The sequence below is a fragment of the Curvibacter sp. EU05-FHT14A10 genome, from assembly GCF_058791075.1.
In genome coordinates this window covers 116905-134035 of the sequence record NZ_JBYTDE010000010.1, presented here as the reverse complement: position 1 = coordinate 134035, position 17131 = coordinate 116905, and the positions used below count along the sequence as shown (strand labels likewise).

Sequence of the window (17131 nt, the reverse complement as noted above, 5' to 3'; positions counted from 1 at the left end):
AGTGTCGCAACTCCGACACTTAGACCACTCATCGCAAAAAAACATCCGCCCACTCCGTTAGAGTGGTGTTACTGCGCCTGCGAGTTCGGCCATGGGCTCCCTGATGTTGACTGGCAGGCACAGCAAAACGTGCAAGCGTCCGGTCCTGGACGTTCACTGACTAGCTCGGATTTTTGGAGAAACGTATGAAAAAAGTGATTCTTTCCGTGGGTGTGGCTCTGGTTCAACTGATGGCCGTCAACGCTTTCGCCGCTGGTGAAGTGGACGCTGCTGACAGCAAGGCTGCTGCTTCGACCCCCGCCACCAAGGCTGAAAAGCAAGCTGCACGCGCCGAGCGCAAGGCTGCTGGCGCTGAAGCCGCCAAGGCTGCCAAGGCCGCCGAGAACGGTGATGCCGCTGGTGGCGCCGACAAGGCTGCTCCTTCGGCCAAGGCCACTGCCGAAGAGAAGAAGGCTGCGCGCGCCAAGCGCAAGGCCGCCGGCGCTGAAGCCGCCAAGACCGAAAAGATCGGTCAGTGATGGGTTTTGGGCTGCGCACTGGCGTGGCCCGATCCGGCCTCTGAACAGACCGGCCCCAACATTGAGACAGCAGGCGCGGAGACATCCGCGGCCTGCTGTTTTGCTTTGGATCAGCGCTTTCTGGCCCCGCTGGCGCAGGCGGTGAAGCGCTGGCATCGGCATTCCGCGGGTGCAGGTGCCCGCCCGCCATGCCGAACGGCAGGCTTTGCGGCGATAATCGGGGTTTGTCGGTTCATCCAGGATCTCCCCAAGAGGCTTCCCGCATCACCCTGACACACCGTGGCCTGCCGGCCAGGCTCGCGCCCTGGCGTCCGGGCACTGACCCGCGGGGCGACGGAAACAACCGAATCAACCCATGGACCACACCCTGCCCCGTTCCGCACCGCTGCACACGCATCGGCCGGATGCCGGCGAGCTGGCCCGATCACATCGACACCCATGACAAGCAAATCACTCACGCCCGTGGCGATCTCCCCGGTGGAGGACATCGTGGCCGACATCCGTGCCGGCCGCATGGTCATCCTGGTGGATGAAGAAGACCGCGAGAACGAAGGCGACCTGGTGCTGGCGGCAGACCATGTCAGCGCCGAGTACATCAACTTCATGGCACGGTATGCCCGCGGCCTGATCTGCCTGACCCTGTCGCGCGAGATGTGCGAGAAGCTGCAGCTGCCGCCCATGGTGGCCCGCAACGGGGCCAAGCACTCGACAGCCTTCACGGTCTCGATCGAAGCTGCCGAAGGCGTCACCACGGGCATCTCGGCAGCCGACCGCGCACGCACCGTGCAGGCTGCCGTGGCCCGCCATGCCCAAGCCAGCGACCTGGTTCAGCCTGGCCACATCTTTCCCTTGCAGGCCGTCGATGGCGGCGTGCTGATGCGCGCCGGCCACACCGAAGCCGGCTGTGATCTGGCCACCATGGCCGGATGCAGTCCCGCCTCGGTGATCTGCGAAGTGATGAACGAAGACGGCACCATGGCCCGGCTGCCTGACCTGCAACTGTTTGCTGCCGAGCACGGCCTGAAGATTGGCACCATTGCCGATCTGATCGAATACCGCAGCCGCACCGAATCCCTGGTCGAGAGCCTGGGCGTGCGCAGCATCCGCACCGCCTATGGCGAGTTCCAGGCCCATGCCTTCCGCGACAAACCCAGCCAGGGCATTCACCTGGCCCTGGTGAAGGGTCAATGGCAGGCCGATGAAGTGGTGGATGTGCGCGTGCACGAGCCGCTGTCGGTGCTGGATGCCCTGGAAATCAACCGCAGCATGCACTCCTGGGGGCTGGACGCCAGCCTGGCGCACTTTGCCGCCAGCGGCAAGGGCGTGGCCGTGCTGCTCAACTGCGGCGAAAGCGCTGCCGAACTGCTGGCCCAGTTCGAGGGCCGGGCCCGCGCGGCCCAGGCCCCTGAGCGGGGCCGCATGGACCTACGCACCTACGGCGTGGGGGCACAGATCCTGCGCGCCTGCGGCGTGCACCGCATGCGCCTGATGGGCAACCCGCGCCGCATGCCCAGCATGACCGGCTACGGACTCGAGATCACCGGCTACCTCACCAAGGAATAAGACACATGTTTGGCGCAGAAAAAGGCACGTCCGACAAGCTGGACGGTAAAAAACTCCACATCGGCATCGTGCAGGCCCGCTTCAACGAGAGCATCACCAATGCACTGGCCGACGCCTGCAAGGCCGAGCTGGCCGCATTGGGCGTGCTGGACAAGCACATCCACCACGTGCTCGTGCCAGGCGCACTGGAAGTGCCCGTGGCCCTGCAGGCCATGGCCGAAAAGGACGAGTACGACGCCCTGATCGCCCTCGGCTGCATCATCCGTGGCGAGACCTACCACTTCGAACTCGTGGCCAACGAATCGGGCGCCGGCGTGACCCGCCTGACGCTGGACTACCAGATCCCGATCGCCAACGCGATCATCACCACCGAAAACCTGGAGCAGGCCGTGGCCCGCCAGACCGACAAGGGACGCGATGCGGCCCGGGTGGCGGTCGAGATGGCCAACCTGCTGGACGAACTTTCATGAGCGATACCCCCTCCCCCGCCCCTCGCCAGCCGCGCGCCCCGCGCAAAGGCACGACCAGCACCGGCGCCCGCAAGGCGGCCTCGAAATCCGACCGCAGCCGTGCGCGTGAATTCACCCTGCAGGCGCTGTACCAGTTCCTGGTGGGCAAGAACGACGCCAGCGACATCGACCACTTCACGCGCGACCTGTCGGGCTTTCACAAGGCCGATGCTGCGCACTACAACACCTTGCTGCACGGTTGCGTGGCCCAGGCCGATGATCTGGATGCCCAGATCGAGCCCCTGCTCGACCGCAAGCTGGCCGAAATTTCGCCCATCGAACACGCCGTGATGTGGATCGGCGCCTACGAACTGCAGTTCTGCCACGACGTGCCCTGGCGCGTGGTGCTCAACGAATGCATCGAACTCGCCAAGGAATTTGGCGGTACCGATGGTCACAAGTACGTGAATGCGGTGCTCAATGGCTTGGCCCCGCGCCTGCGCGCCGCCGAAGTGGCCGCCGACAAGAGCAAGGCGCCCCAGGCCAGCCCGGCAACGACCCCAGACGCAGCAGCCACACCGCCGTCTGCCGACTGAACTGCCGCCCGCCCCTGCACAGCCTCCTTTGCCTGTATTGCCCCGCGCATGAAAATCTCCACCCGAGCTGGGCGCATCGAGCCCTTCTATGTCATGGAGGTGGCCAAGGCTGCTTCCGAACTGGCCCGCGAGGTGGCGCACAGCAGCCGCCCGATGATCTTCCTGAACATCGGCGAGCCCGACTTCACGGCCCCGCCGGCCGTGCAGGAGGCCGCTGCCAAAGCCATCCGCGATGGGGCCACCCAGTACACCCAGGCCACCGGCCTGATGGCGCTGCGTGAACGCATCAGCCAGTGGTATGCCGACCGGTTTGGCGCTCAGGTGCCGGCGCGGCGCATCGTGATCACGGCCGGCGCCTCGGCCGCCCTGCAACTGGCCTGCCTGGCCCTGATTGATGCGGGCGACGAGGTGCTGATGCCCGACCCCAGCTACCCCTGCAACCGCCACTTTGTGAGTGCCGCCGAAGGCAACGCGGTGCTGATTCCCACCACGGCCGCCGAGCGCTACCAGCTCAGCGCCGACAAAGTGCGCCAGGCCTGGACACCCCGCACCCGTGGCGTGTTGCTGGCCTCGCCCTCCAACCCCACGGGCACCTCGATCCATCCCGATGAACTGCGCCGCATCCACGAGGTGGTGAAGCAGCACGACGGCATCACGATGGTCGACGAGATCTACCTGGGCCTGAGCTACGACGACACCTATGGCCACACGGGCCTGGGCATCGACGATCAGCTCATCAGCATCAACAGCTTCAGCAAGTACTTCAACATGACGGGTTGGCGCCTGGGCTGGCTGGTGGTGCCAGACACCCTGGTGCCGGTGGTCGAGCGCCTGGCTCAGAACCTCTTCATCTGCGCCAGCACCGTGGCCCAGCACGCCGCCCTCGCCTGCTTCGAGCCCGACAGCCTGGCCGAGTACGAGCGCCGTCGCGCCGAATTCAAGGCCCGGCGTGATTACTTCATCCCGGCGCTGGAAAGCGTGGGACTGACTGTGCCTGTGAAGCCCGACGGGGCCTTTTACGCCTGGGCCCACTGCCGCGACTGGTGCCAGCGCCTGGGCGTGAAAGACAGCTGGGACCTGGCCTACACCCTGATGCGCGAAAGCCATCTGGCCGTCACCCCGGGGCGCGACTTCGGTACGGCCGAGACAGCGGATTTCCTGCGCTTCTCCACCGCCAGCTCGATGGCGCACCTGCAAGAGTCGATTGCCCGCTTGAAGGCCCTGGCCGGATGAGCCCGCAAGCCACCCCGCAAAGTGCCGCCTACAGCCACAGCGTGCGCGTGTACTGGGAAGACACCGATGCCGGTGGCATCGTGTTCTATGCCAACTACCTCAAGTTCTTCGAGCGCGCCCGCACCGAATGGCTGCGCAGCCTGGGTGTGGGCCAGCAGGCGCTGCGCGAAGCCACGGGCGGCATGTTCGTGGTCAGCGAGACCCGACTGCGCTACCACCGGCCGGCGCGGCTCGACGATCAACTCATCGTCACGGCGAGCCTGCACACGCCGGGCCGGGCCTCGCTGGTGATTGCCCAACAGGCCTGGCTGCAGGATGCAGCAGGCCTGCCAGTGGAACTTCTGTGCGAAGGCACGATCCGCATAGGTTGGGTCGATGCGGCCAGCCTGCGCCCCGCCCGCATCCCGACGAACATCCTGGAAGTACTCTCATGAATTCTCAAGACCTGTCCATCGTGCATCTGGTGCTGCATGCCAGTCTGGTGGTCCAGCTGGTCATGGCCTTGCTGGCCTGCATCTCGATCGCCAGCTGGACGGCCATCTTCCGCAAGCTGTTCTCGATCAAGCGCGTGAAAGCCCTCAATGAGGAGTTCGAGCGCGAGTTCTGGTCGGGCACCAGCCTGAACGACCTGTTTGCCGCCGCGGCCCAGAACGCACGCCAGTCCGGCCCCATGGAACGCATTTTTGCCAGCGGCATGCGAGAGTTCCAGAAGCTGCGTGAGCGCCGCATCAGCGATGCCGGCACCTTGATGGATGGCGCCCGCCGCGCCATGCGCGCCAGCTTCCAGCGCGAAATGGACGTGATCGAATCCAATCTGTCCTTCCTGGCCTCAGTGGGCTCGGTGTCCCCCTATGTGGGTCTGTTCGGCACGGTGTGGGGCATCATGGGCGCGTTCTCGGGCCTGGCCGCCCTGCAACAGGTCACCCTGGCCACCGTGGCCCCCGGCATCGCCGAAGCCCTGGTGTCAACCGCCATCGGGTTGTTTTCTGCCATCCCGGCCGTGGTGGCCTACAACCGCTTTGCGCGCGACATCGACCGCGTGGCCATCCACCAGGAAACCTTCATCGAAGAGTTCTCCAACATCCTGCAACGCAACCTGGGTGCCCAGGCTGCGCAGGCATCGGCCTCGGGCCGCTGAACCCCGTCCGGAGACCCCACGATGCCCGCCATGGTTTCACGCGGCCGCGGCCGCCGCACCATCAACGAGATCAACATGGTGCCCTTCATCGACGTGATGCTGGTGCTGCTGATCATCTTCATGGTCACCGCCCCGCTGATCACGCCCAGCAACATCGACCTGCCCAGCGTGGGCAAGGCCGCCAAACAGCCTGACCGCGTGGTGCAGGTGGTGATCGGCAAGGACGAAAAGCTGGAACTGCGCCGCCCCGGCAAGCCCGAAGAAACCCAGGCCATCAACCAGGCCGGTCTGGTGGCCGCCGTGCGCCAGGCCCAGGAGGGCGATGACAACAACCCGGTCGTGATCAGCGCCGACCGCAACGTCAAGTACGAGTCGGTGGTGAAGGTGATGGACGCCCTGCAGCGCGCCGGCGTCAAGCGCGTGGGCCTGTCGGTGCAACTGGCCCCCTGACCCAGGCCCCCGAGCTTCATGACGCACGCCCTCTCCGAACGCAACGAATTCGCGCCGCCGCCACAACGCGGCATGGGCCGCGCTGTGGCCTTGGCGCTGCTGGCCCATGCCTTGCTGGTGGCCGGCCTGACCTTCAGCGTGCAGTGGAAGCGCAACGCCGAGGACACGGTGGCCGAGGCCGAGTTGTGGTCTGCCGTGCCGCAAGAGGCCGCCCCGCGCGCCGTCGAGCCACCGCCCCCCCCTCCTCCTCCACCGGCTCCGCCCGAGGAGATCGTCAAGCCCCGCCCCGCCCCGCCGCCAGCGCCGGAGGTCAAGCCGCCGCCGGCCCCGGACGAATCGCTCAAGGACGCCCAGATCGCCCTCGAAAAAGAACGCAAGCGCAAGGAACTTGAGAAGAAAGAACGCGAGCACCAGCGCGAACTTGAGAAAAAGGCGCAGGAAAAGAAAGAGCGCGAGAAGCAGGAAAAGCTGGACAAAGAAAAAGCCCTGCAGCAAAAGCGCGAGGCCGACAAAGCCGCCGAGAAGGCCGCTGAGAAAGCCGCTGAAAAGAAGCGCCAGGAACAACAGCAGCGAGAGAAAGACCAGGAGCGCAAGAAGCAGGAGGCCGAGGCCGACAAACGCCGAGCGACCGAAGCCGACGCCAAGCGCAAGAAAGACGCTGAAGCCGCCGATGCCAAGCGCCTGGAAGCCCAGCGCGCCGACAACCTCAAACGCATGGCCGGCATGGCCGGTGCCAGCGGTGGCGCCAGCGCCACAGGCAGCGCGCTGCGTTCGTCCGGGCCGTCTGCCAGCTATGGCGGGCGCGTCAAGGCACGCGTCAAGCCCAACATCGTCTTCACCGACGACCTGCCGAACAACCCGGTGGCCGAGGTGGAGGTGCGACTTGCCCCGGACGGCACCATCGTGGGCCGCAAGCTGAGCAAATCCAGCGGTGTGGCGGCCTGGGACGACGCTGTGCTCAAGGCCATCGACAAGACCGAGGTGCTGCCACGCGACACCGACGGTACCGTGCCTTCGTCGCTGGTGCTGGTGTTCCGGCCCAAGGACTGAGGCGGCCAGCCCGCCAGGGCTGCCCCTTTGTCCGCCCGCACCGCCAGTCCGGCGGTGCGCCGGCTGCATGCGGGGCAAAGGCCCTCACGATGGCCCGCCATGGCCTCAGACACTGCCCACGACAGCGGCTACAAGCAACTGTTCTCCCACCCCGACATGGTGCGCGACCTGCTCACCGGCTTCGTCCCCGGGCCCTGGCTGCAGGCCGCGCGCTTCGAAACGTTAGAACGTGTCAATGCGAGCTATGTCAGCGAATCGGACAAGCAACGCCACGACGACATGGTGTGGCGGCTGCAAGTGGGGCCACGCTGGGTCTGGGTCTACCTGCTGCTGGAGTTCCAGAGCCAAGATGACCCGTGGATGGCCGTACGCATGATGGTCTACGTGGGCCTGCTGGCGCAGCACCTGATCAAGGAAAGGCAGTTGGAGGATGGTCGATTGCCCGCACTGATCCCCTTGGTGCTTTACAACGGCGCACAGCCCTGGCGGGCACCCACCGATGCGGGCCACTGCTTTGCCCCCAGCCTGCCCGGCCTGGCCCGGTTCCGCCCCAGACTCATGTACCACCTGATCGACGAGGCCCGGCTGCAACTGTCCCCCTCCCATGACATCCACAACATGGTCGAAGCCCTGTTCAAACTTGAACGCAGCACCGCCTCAGACGACATCATCCGACTGATCCTCGCGGCTGGAAGAGTGCTGCAAGCCCCCGAGCAAAAAGCACTTCGGCGCACCCTGGACCTCTGGTTTCGCCGCCTGATCCGTCGCAAAATGCCCGAAACTGCCGAGCCCGATCTGGCCACCATCCCCAACCTCTTTGAAGGAGCCCCCATGCTTGAAGACACCCTGGAGCGCATTTTCAAACAGGCCCACAAGGATGGCCTCAAGGCAGGTCGCCAAGCGGGCTTTCAGGAGGGGCGTGACGAGGGTCGAGAGAAAGGTCGTGAAGAAGGTCGTGAAGAGGGTATCAGCCTCATGCTACGCCGGGTGCTGGAGCAGCGTTTTGACCACTTGCCGCCCTGGGCCGAGCAACGCCTGAGCGAGGCCACCCGGCATCAGCTTGATCAGTGGTCGCAACACATGCTGAGTGCCCCCAGCCTTGAAGCGCTCTTGAACCGGACAGAAAGCTGAATCGCGCTCAGCCCTTAAAATCCGCTCCAGCCGGTGCTGTCAAGGCCACGTGTCTGGACCGTGCCCCCTTTTTTGCCCAGCGGCAGACAGCCCCCGTCTGCCGCCTGTGCGGTCGGCGCCCGTCGCACGACACAGGTTGGCGAAGCCAGCCGGCCCCCCTCAGGACACCCCACCATGACCCTCAAAGCCCCCGAACTGCTGCTGCCGGCCGGTTCCCTCGAAAAGATGCGCGCCGCCTATGACTTTGGCGCCGATGCCGTCTATGCCGGGCAACCCCGCTACTCGCTGCGCGCACGCAACAACGAGTTCCGCCTGGAGCAGATTGCCCAAGGCATTGGCGAAGCCCACGCGCGGGGCAAAAAGTTCTTCGTCACCAGCAATCTGATTGCCCACAACGACAAAGTGCGCACCTACCTGCGCGACATCGAACCGGTGATCGAATGCCGCCCCGACGCCCTGATCATGGCCGACCCGGGCCTGATCATGATGGTGAAAGAAAAATGGCCCGAGACCGAGATCCACCTCTCGGTGCAGGCCAACACCACCAACTGGGCCACGGTCAAGTTCTGGCAGAAGATGGGCGTGACCCGCATCATTCTGTCGCGTGAACTGAGCCTGGACGAGATCGAGAAGATCCGCCAGGAATGCCCGGACATGGAGATCGAGGTCTTCGTGCACGGCGCCCTGTGCATCGCCTACTCGGGCCGCTGCCTGCTGTCTGGCTACTTCAACCGGCGCGACCCCAACCAAGGCACCTGCACCAATGCCTGCCGCTGGGAGTACAAGACCCAGTCAGCCGCCATCGACGCCAACACCGGCGAAGCCCTGGCCCAGCCGCTGGACAAGGGCTTCAGCTTCGAGCAGGCCCGCGACGAGGCCGATGCCCAGTTCACCAGCACCTGCGGCAACCAGCAACGCCACCCCGCAGCAGACCAGGTCTACCTGATCGAAGAGCTGGGCCGCCCAGGTGAGCTGATGCCGGTCATGGAAGACGAACACGGCACTTACATCCTCAACTCGAAAGACCTGCGCGCCATCGAGTACGTGGAGCGGCTGGCCCAGATCGGCGTCGACTCATTGAAGATCGAGGGCCGCACCAAATCCCTCTATTACGTGGCCCGTACCGCCCAGGCCTACCGCCGTGCGATTGACGACGCCGTGGCGGGCCGCCCCTTCAACCCGGCATTGATCACCGATCTGGAGGGCCTGGCCAACCGGGGCTACACCACCGGTCTGCTGGACCGACGCCCGGCCAACGATTACCAGAACTACGAAACCGGCCATTCGGTGGCCCACCGCAGCCAGTTTGTGGGCGAGGTGCGTGGTGCGGCCGATGGCTGGGTGGAAGTGGAAACCAAAAACCGCTTCGCCGTGGGCGACACCCTGGAGGTGATCCACCCCAGTGGCAACCACAAGGTCAAGCTCGCCGAGATGCGCAACAGCGACGGTCAGCCCGTCGATGTGGCCCAGGGCAACCCGATCAAGGTCTGGATCCCGCTGGAGGCCCGCTTCGCGGGTGCCTTGCTGGCCCGGGTGTTTGAGCCCGAAGCGGTGGCGTGACAGGCCAGAAGGCCTAGCACAGATCCACCCCCCCAACGACCGGAAAGGCCTGCTTCGCAGGCCTTTTTTGCTCTTGTTTCGGTAGCAAAATTCGCACTTTTCAACACAGGGTTAACCCTGCTCAAACAGTAAGCAGCCTGTTGAAAGCCGCGCCAGTCAAGGCTTTGGCGGCTTGTTCATGCACTCACCCACAAAGTTGTCCACAGAAGCTGTGGACGAATGTGACAAGCTGGCGACAGCCTCACGGCACCAGGAGGCCCCGGCCCGCAAGGGCGCTTGAACAGGGCCTGTCGCGGGTGTGATCGCGCCGACGCCGGGGCTGCGGCAGCATGACCCCGATCAAGAGCCCACCGAGCGCACACCATGACAGAGACAAGCCCGCCCACCCCGATCACCACCACCCACCACCGCATCTGCCCACTGTGCGAGGCCTGCTGCGGCCTGGAAATCAAGGTCAGTGAGGGCCGTGTGACCCGCATCAGCGGCCAGGCCGATGATGTGTTCAGCCAAGGCTACATCTGCCCCAAGGGCGCCGCGCTGAAAGACCTGCACGAAGACCCCGACCGCTTGCGTCAGCCATTGATCAAACGCAACGGACGCTTCGAACCGGCCAGTTGGGAGGAGGCCTACACCGAGATCGAACGCCGCCTGCAGGCCGTGCAAGCGCAGCATGGGCGCCACAGCGTGGCCGCGGTGGCCGGCAACCCCAGCGCTCACAAGATCGGGCTGATGCTTTACTACCCCCGTCTGCTCAAGGCCCTGGGCACGCGCAACATCTTCAGCGCCGCAACCCTCGACCAGATGCCTCGCCATGTGGTCAGCGGACTGATGTACGGGCAGTGGATGAGTGTGCCCGTGCCCGACATCACCCGCACCGACTGGCTGCTGGTGCTGGGCGCCAACCCGGTGGCCAGCAACGGCAGCATGTGGACCGTGCCCGATTTCCGCGGCAAGGCCAAGGCATTGCAGGCACGCGGCGGCAAGCTCATCGTCATCGACCCGCGCCGCAGCGAAACCGCCGCATTGGCTGATGAACACCACTTCATCCGCCCGGGCGCCGACGTCTATCTGCTCTTGGGCATGCTGCACACCGTGTTCGAGTCGGGCCTGGCGCGGCCCGGGGCGGTCCAGGGCCTGATCGGACCGTGGGATGAACTTCGGCAAGCCGTGGCGGGCTTTACCCCAGAGCGGGTGGCCGAACGTTGTGGGCTGCCCGCACAGACCATTGTCCGTCTGGCGACCGAACTGGCCACCACCCCCCGCGCCGTGCTGTACGGCCGCATCGGCACCTGCACGCAGGATTTCGGCAGCCTGTCCACCTGGCTGCTCGACCTGCTGAACCTGCTCACCGGACACCTTGATCAGGTCGGTGGATCGATGTTCCCCAAGGCGGCCGCCTTTGCCGCCAACACGGCCGGCCCTGCCGGACAGGGCCGTGGGGTCAAGCTGGGTCGCTTCAGCAGCCGAGTCAGCGCCGCACCTGAAGTGATGGGCGAGCTGCCCATCAGTTGCCTGGCCGAAGAGATCGACACCCCGGGCGAAGGGGCTGTGCGAGCCTTGATCACCATTGCCACCAACCCCGCGCTGTCCTCGCCCAACGGCGAACGCCTGACCAAGGCCCTGGGTCAGCTCGACTTCATGGTCAGCCTGGACATCTACCTCAACGAGACCACGCGCCATGCCGATGTGATCCTGCCCGCGCCGTCGCCGCTGGAAGACCTGCATTACGACGTGCCCTTTCCCCAGCTATCGTGGCGCAACCATGCGCGCTACAGCGCGCCCGTCTTTCAACGCCCGGCAGAGCAACCTGCCGAATGGCAAAGCCTGCTGAGGCTGGCGGCCATCGCCCAGGGCGAGCAAGGCCCGCAGGACAGCCAGAGGCTGGACGACGCGTACTTTGCTGATGAATTGAAGCGCCTGCCCGCCGAGCTGGCCGAAGCCGCCCAAGCCGCCAGTGGCCATCTTCAGGGCCCGGACCGCCTGCTCGATCTGGCCCTGCGCGCCGGCCCTTACCGGCTGAGTCTGGAACAGGTGCAGGCCGCTCCGGCTGGCCTGGACCTGGGTGAACTGCAGCCCCGCCTGCCTGAGCTGCTGCGCACACCCGACGGCCGCATCGACCTGACGCCACCGGCGCTGATGCAAGACCTGCAGCGTGCCGCCATCGCCCTGAGCGAACCAGCCCCAGCCCTCACCCTGATCGGCCGGCGCGATGTGCGGTCGAACAACAGCTGGATGCACAACCTGCCCATCCTGGCCAAGGGGCCAGAACGCTGCACCCTGCTGGTCCACCCCAACGATGCCCAACGCCTGGGCCTGCAAGACGGCCGCCAGGCCCGCCTGAGCCGCAGTGACCAGCCAGCCAACACCCTGCTCGTGCCCATTCAGCTCAGCGCCGCCATGATGCCCGGCGTGGTCAGCCTGCCGCACGGCTGGGGGCACGATCAGCCTGGGGCGCGCCTGAACCTGGCGGCTGAGCGCCCTGGGGTCAACCTGAACGCCTTGTTGGATGAACAAAGACGCGATCCCTTGTCGGGCAATTCGGTCTTGAGCGGGGTGGCCGTCAGCCTGGTCGCGGCCTGAGCCTTCGCGACCGCCTCATCGGAGGTTTTTGTCACACTTTGGGCCTTGCCCATCGACCATGCCGTCACACAGCGCAGTTACAACCGGGGTTCATTCAACACCGGGAGTTCCCCATGGGCTTTTTCAGCAGCATTCTTTCCAAACTGGGTTTTGGCGAACAGGCCGTCTCCGCCGCCGAGCAAGCGCCCAGCGCCCCCACGGCAGCGGCACCGGCAGACGCCCCCGCGGCCATCAGCGTGGTCGATGTCCTGGGTCAACTCGAAGCACTGGCCGCCAGCCACGCTGAAAAGCTCAACTGGAAGGTCTCCATCGTCGACCTGATGAAGCTGTTGGGCCTGGACAGCAGCCTGGCCACGCGCAAGGCCCTGGCCACCGAGCTGGGCTGCCCGAGCGAAAAGATGGAGGACTCTGCCGCCATGAACATCTGGCTGCACAAGACGGTGCTGCAAAAGCTGGCGGCCAACGGCGGCAACGTGCCTGCAGACCTGCTGCACTGATCATCCCCATTGCCCCCTGCAGACAACCTGGGGCATCAGGCAGACATCAGCAAAAAGCCCCGCAGGCTCACGCCAGCGGGGCTTTTTTTGACAGACGTTTCAGCACCAGGGCTGAAAACGGGCCTTTTCAGGCCCGGGGTCCTCAGGCGGTCACGCCCTTGGCCACTTCTGCGTACTCTTCGATCTGGTTGAAGTTGAGGTACTTGTAGATCGAGGCGCCGTCCTTGTTCACGATGCCCATGGCTTCGTGGTACTCGGCCACGGTGGGCAGCTTGCCCAGCTTGGAGGCAATGGCGGCCAGTTCGGCCGAGCCCAGGAACACATTGGTGTTCTTGCCCAGGCGGTTCGGGAAGTTGCGGGTGCTGGTCGAGATGACGGTCGCACCTTCGCGCACCTGGGCTTGGTTGCCCATGCACAGCGAGCAGCCCGGCATTTCGGTGCGGGCACCGGCGGTGCCGAAGGCGGCGTAATGACCTTCCTTGATCAGCTCGCTCTGGTCCATCTTGGTCGGCGGGGCGACCCACAGCTTGACCGGGATGTCGCGCTGGCCGCCCAGCAGCTTGGCTGCCGCGCGGAAGTGACCGATGTTGGTCATGCACGAACCGATGAAGGACTCATCGATCTTGGTGCCGGCCACTTCGGACAGGAACTTGGCGTCATCCGGGTCGTTCGGGCAGCAGACGATCGGCTCCTTGATGTCGGCCAGGTCGATCTCGATGACCGCGGCGTACTCGGCGTCCTTGTCGGCTTCGAGCAGGTTGGGCTGGGCCAGCCAGGCTTCGACCTTCTCGATGCGGCGCTGCAGGGTGCGGGCATCAGCGTAGCCGTCGGCGATCATGTTCTTCATCAGCACCACGTTGCTGGTGAGGTATTCCTTGACCGGCTCGGGGTTGAGCTTGATGGTGCAACCCGCTGCCGAGCGTTCGGCCGAGGCGTCAGACAGTTCGAACGCTTGCTCAACCTTCAGATCCGGCAGGCCTTCGATTTCGAGGATGCGGCCCGAGAACACGTTCTTCTTGCCAGCCTTGGCCACGGTCAGCAGACCGGCCTTGATGGCGTACAGCGGGATCGCATGCACCAGGTCACGCAGGGTGACGCCGGGTTGCATCTGGCCCTTGAAGCGGACCAGCACCGACTCAGGCATGTCCAGGGGCATCACGCCGGTGGCGGCACCGAAGGCCACCAGGCCGGAACCGGCGGGGAACGAGATACCGATTGGGAAACGGGTGTGCGAGTCGCCACCGGTACCGACGGTGTCAGGCAGCAGCAGGCGGTTCAGCCAGCTGTGGATCACGCCGTCGCCCGGACGCAGAGCCACGCCGCCGCGGCTGCTGATGAAGGCCGGCAGTTCGCGGTGGGTCTTGACGTCGACCGGCTTCGGATAGGCGGCCGTGTGGCAGAAGGACTGCATCACCAGGTCAGCCGAGAAGCCCAGGCAAGCCAGATCCTTCAGCTCGTCACGGGTCATGGGGCCGGTGGTGTCTTGCGAGCCCACGGTGGTCATCCGGGGTTCGCAGTAGGTGCCAGGGCGCACGCCTTGACCTTCAGCCAGACCGACTGCGCGACCGACCATCTTCTGGGCCAGCGTGAAGCCAGCGTTGGTGGCAGCAGGGGCCTGCGGCAGACGGAACAGGGTGGAAGCGCCCAGGCCCAGGAATTCGCGGGCCTTGGCCGTCAGCGAGCGGCCGATGATCAGGTTGATGCGGCCGCCGGCGCGCACTTCATCAAACAGCACATCGCTCTTGAGCTTGAACTCAGAGACGGTCTCGCCGTTCTTCACGATCTTGCCTTCGTACGGCAGGATGTCGACCACGTCGCCCATTTCGAGCTTGGACACATCCACTTCGATCGGCAGCGAACCCGAGTCTTCTTGGGTGTTGAAGAAGATGGGGGCGATCTTGCCACCCAGGGTCACACCGCCAAAGCGCTTGTTGGGCACGAAGGGAATGTCTTGGCCCGTGGCCCAGATCACGCTGTTGGTGGCCGACTTGCGGCTGGAGCCGGTGCCCACCACGTCGCCCACGTAGGCCACCAGGTTGCCCTTTTTCTTCAGGTCTTCAATGAACTGCATCGGACCGCGCTTGCCGTCTTCCTCGGGCTTGAAGGCCGCGTCGGGACGGGTGTTCTTCAGCATGGCCAGGTAGTGCAGCGGGATGTCCGGACGGCTCCAGGCGTCCGGGGCGGGCGACAGGTCGTCGGTGTTGGTTTCGCCGGGCACCTTGAACACGGTGACGGTGATCTTCTTCTCGACTTCGGGGCGGGTGGTGAACCACTCGGCGTCAGCCCAGCTCTGCACCACTTCCTTGGCCTTGGCATTGCCGGCCTTGGCCTTCTCAGCCACGTCGTTGAAGAAGTCGAACATCAGCAGGGTCTTCTTGAGGCCTTCGGCAGCCACAGCAGCCACTTCAGCGTCGTCCAGCAGTTCGATCAGGGGGTGCACGTTGTAGCCACCCACCATGGTGCCCAGCAACTCGGTGGCCTTGGCCTTGGAGATCAGGCCGACAGCAATGTCGCCATGGGCCACGGCTGCCAGGAAGCTGGCTTTGACCTTGGCGGCATCGTCCACGCCCGGGGGCACGCGGTGGGTCAGCAGATCGAGCAGGAAGGCATCTTCACCCGCGGGCGGGTTCTTGATCAGTTCGATCAGCTCGGCCACTTGCTTGGCATCCAGCGGCAGGGGAGGAATGCCCAGGGCTGCGCGTTCGGCAGCGTGTTGGCGGTAGGCTTGCAACATGTTGTTCTCCTGTCAGTTCACTAAGGGGATAGTGGGGCGGTTTTTGAAAATCTGAGGTTTACTTGGCCAGTGCGGTGGCCGGGGCATCAAGCAGGCTTGGGGCCGGGTTCTTGCGCAGGCTGTCGGCCACAATGGCCTGTTCGGGGCTCATGCATTCGTCGGCCAGGCGTTGGCCCAGCTTCTGGTTCATCAGCATCGATTTGTTGGCGATCTGGATCCACACGGCGCCAGCCTTCTCGTCTTCCAGGCGCAGGGCGCCAGTGCGGCTGGCCACCGGCGACATGCGGTACTTGAAGCCCTTGCCCACCACATTGAAGTAGCCGGGTGCCTTCTCGTCGGCCGTGACGGTCACGTAGGCGCCCAGTTCGCAGGGGATGCGACCGATGTGCACGCGGTCGGCCAGCGCCAGTTCCTCGGGCGACAGGGCGGCCTCGGCGGCCTCCACACCCGCCGCCATGTTCTTGGCGGTGCTCTTGATTTCGGTGCGGCTGACGCTGGGCTTGGCCTTGGCCTTCTTCTCGCTGTGGGCCTTGTGGGCCGCGTCAGCCGTCGGGTTCTGGGCCAGGGCCAGGGTGCTGGCGCCCAGGATCAGGGCTGCGGCGATCAGATGTTTCATGCTTGTAACTCCCGGGGTGGGTCAAAGATGGCTAGGCGCGAAATACGCCTGCGCCTCGGCAGGCAGGGCGCAACCCGTCTGGTGGGCGCGCTCCAGCACTTGCCAGAAATAACGGTAACTCGCGCGATCATGCAATTGGGAGGCGTGGCTGATCGGGGCCCAATCAGCCGCCTCAGCCGCCAGGATGATGCGCGTTGCGGTCTCGATCTCCCGCTCGTCGGGCGAAAAGGCCTCGAGAATGGGCTGGATCTGAGAAGGGTGAATGCTCCACATGCGGGCATAGCCAAATTCACGCGAGGCCTTCTGGGCCGCCGCGCGCATCACCGCCATGTCGCTGAATTCGGTGACCACGCAGTGCGAGGGGACTTTGCCGTGGGCGTGGGCGGCCGAGGCGATCTCGAGCTTGGCACGCACCACCAGCGGATGGGTGAACTGCCCCGCAGCACCCATGCCCGCAGAGGGTATGGCACCGGCGTGGGCGGAAACAAAGTCCATCAGGCCGAAGCTGAGCGATTGCACCTGGGGACAGGCAGCAATGTCGAAGGCGCGGTGGACGGCTGCAGGCGACTCGATCAGCACCTGCAGCGGAAGATCAGGGTGACCCGCTGCCGCCAGGGCACGGGTCGCTCGCTCGACGTCCTGCACGGTTTCCACCTTGGGCACCATCACATGGCACAGGCGGGCTCCGGCTCGACCCACGATGGTCTGCACGTCAGCGTCAAAAGAGGGGTGATCGACCGGGTGGACTCGGGCTGCCACGCGGGCCCCGGGCGCGGCGCCCAGCGCCAGCTCGGCCACCAGCGCAGCATGTTCCGCCTCACCACCAGCCGGAGCACCATCTTCGCAGTCAAGGGTGACATCGAAGACACAGGTACCCAGGCGCGCGGTCATTTCAGCCTGCAGCTGCAGGCTTTTGCGCATCCGCAGCTCAACGCCGCTGTAATGGTCACAGACCGGCAACAGGCCCCGTTGGGCCTGGGCTTCCAGCAAGACGTCGCGCGGATGCTTCTTCACGG

At 65.2% G+C, this 17131-nt stretch carries 16 protein-coding genes; 13 read left to right on the top strand and 3 right to left on the bottom strand.

Translation table 11 applies throughout. From position 1 onward, the window contains the following. Positions 1–185: 185 nt before the first annotated feature. The 13 genes from AC3WUT_RS19565 (at position 186) to AC3WUT_RS19505 (ending at position 12765) form a co-directional block, all read left to right on the top strand. Positions 186–518 (top strand): hypothetical protein, encoded by a 333-nt coding sequence (locus AC3WUT_RS19565; RefSeq protein ID WP_492348759.1) that lies wholly within the window; start codon positions 186–188, stop codon positions 516–518. A gap of 438 nt (positions 519–956) precedes the next feature. Then, the gene (ribBA, locus tag AC3WUT_RS19560; protein ID WP_492348758.1) at positions 957–2081 is read left to right on the top strand and encodes a bifunctional 3,4-dihydroxy-2-butanone-4-phosphate synthase/GTP cyclohydrolase II; all 1125 of its coding nucleotides are present in this window, start codon (positions 957–959) and stop codon (positions 2079–2081) included. Positions 2082–2086: 5 nt separating this feature from the next. Further along, a complete protein-coding gene (gene ribH / locus AC3WUT_RS19555; RefSeq protein WP_492348757.1) occupies positions 2087–2551 on the top strand; it encodes a 6,7-dimethyl-8-ribityllumazine synthase in 465 nt (154 codons plus the stop codon). Next, positions 2548–3126: a transcription antitermination factor NusB gene (nusB, locus tag AC3WUT_RS19550; RefSeq protein ID WP_492348756.1), complete on the top strand. Its 579-nt coding sequence runs from the start codon at positions 2548–2550 to the stop codon at positions 3124–3126. Before ribH ends, nusB begins: the two co-directional genes overlap by 4 nt. Before the next feature lie 48 nt (positions 3127–3174). Continuing rightward, on the top strand, positions 3175–4359 hold the full coding sequence (locus AC3WUT_RS19545; RefSeq protein WP_492348755.1) for a pyridoxal phosphate-dependent aminotransferase: 1185 nt from the start codon (positions 3175–3177) through the stop codon (positions 4357–4359). Beyond that, on the top strand, positions 4356–4793 hold the full coding sequence (gene ybgC / locus AC3WUT_RS19540) for a tol-pal system-associated acyl-CoA thioesterase (protein WP_492348754.1): 438 nt from the start codon (positions 4356–4358) through the stop codon (positions 4791–4793). The genes AC3WUT_RS19545 and ybgC overlap by 4 nt, the downstream gene beginning before the upstream one ends. Continuing rightward, entirely contained in the window at positions 4790–5497 is a 708-nt protein-coding gene (tolQ, locus tag AC3WUT_RS19535; RefSeq protein WP_492348753.1) for a protein TolQ, read from the top strand. Before ybgC ends, tolQ begins: the two co-directional genes overlap by 4 nt. Before the next feature lie 21 nt (positions 5498–5518). After that, on the top strand, positions 5519–5947 hold the full coding sequence (tolR, locus tag AC3WUT_RS19530; protein WP_492348752.1) for a protein TolR: 429 nt from the start codon (positions 5519–5521) through the stop codon (positions 5945–5947). 18 nt (positions 5948–5965) lie between these two features. Then, the gene (gene tolA, locus AC3WUT_RS19525) at positions 5966–6997 is read left to right on the top strand and encodes a cell envelope integrity protein TolA (RefSeq protein WP_492348751.1); all 1032 of its coding nucleotides are present in this window, start codon (positions 5966–5968) and stop codon (positions 6995–6997) included. A 99-nt stretch (positions 6998–7096) separates the two neighbouring features. Continuing rightward, the gene (locus AC3WUT_RS19520) at positions 7097–8128 is read left to right on the top strand and encodes an Rpn family recombination-promoting nuclease/putative transposase (RefSeq protein ID WP_492348750.1); all 1032 of its coding nucleotides are present in this window, start codon (positions 7097–7099) and stop codon (positions 8126–8128) included. Positions 8129–8302: 174 nt separating this feature from the next. Continuing rightward, positions 8303–9688, top strand: a complete 1386-nt coding sequence (gene trhP, locus AC3WUT_RS19515) for a prephenate-dependent tRNA uridine(34) hydroxylase TrhP (protein ID WP_492348749.1) — start codon at positions 8303–8305, stop codon at positions 9686–9688. A gap of 363 nt (positions 9689–10051) precedes the next feature. Then, entirely contained in the window at positions 10052–12268 is a 2217-nt protein-coding gene (locus AC3WUT_RS19510) for a molybdopterin-dependent oxidoreductase (RefSeq protein WP_492348748.1), read from the top strand. A gap of 113 nt (positions 12269–12381) precedes the next feature. Continuing rightward, positions 12382–12765: a DUF3597 domain-containing protein gene (locus AC3WUT_RS19505; RefSeq protein ID WP_492348747.1), complete on the top strand. Its 384-nt coding sequence runs from the start codon at positions 12382–12384 to the stop codon at positions 12763–12765. 142 nt (positions 12766–12907) lie between these two features. Here the strand turns inward: AC3WUT_RS19505 and acnB are convergent, their stop codons facing one another. The 3 genes from acnB to AC3WUT_RS19490 are packed head-to-tail and all read right to left on the bottom strand — an operon-like array spanning position 12908 to position 17129. Then, positions 12908–15499 (bottom strand): bifunctional aconitate hydratase 2/2-methylisocitrate dehydratase, encoded by a 2592-nt coding sequence (gene acnB, locus AC3WUT_RS19500; RefSeq protein WP_492348746.1) that lies wholly within the window; start codon positions 15497–15499, stop codon positions 12908–12910. A 58-nt stretch (positions 15500–15557) separates the two neighbouring features. Beyond that, entirely contained in the window at positions 15558–16115 is a 558-nt protein-coding gene (locus AC3WUT_RS19495; protein ID WP_492348745.1) for a hypothetical protein, read from the bottom strand. 21 nt (positions 16116–16136) lie between these two features. Then, complete coding sequence (locus AC3WUT_RS19490; protein ID WP_492348744.1) at positions 16137–17129, bottom strand: HpcH/HpaI aldolase/citrate lyase family protein; 993 nt, start codon at positions 17127–17129, stop codon at positions 16137–16139. Between the last annotated feature and the right edge of the window lie 2 nt (positions 17130–17131).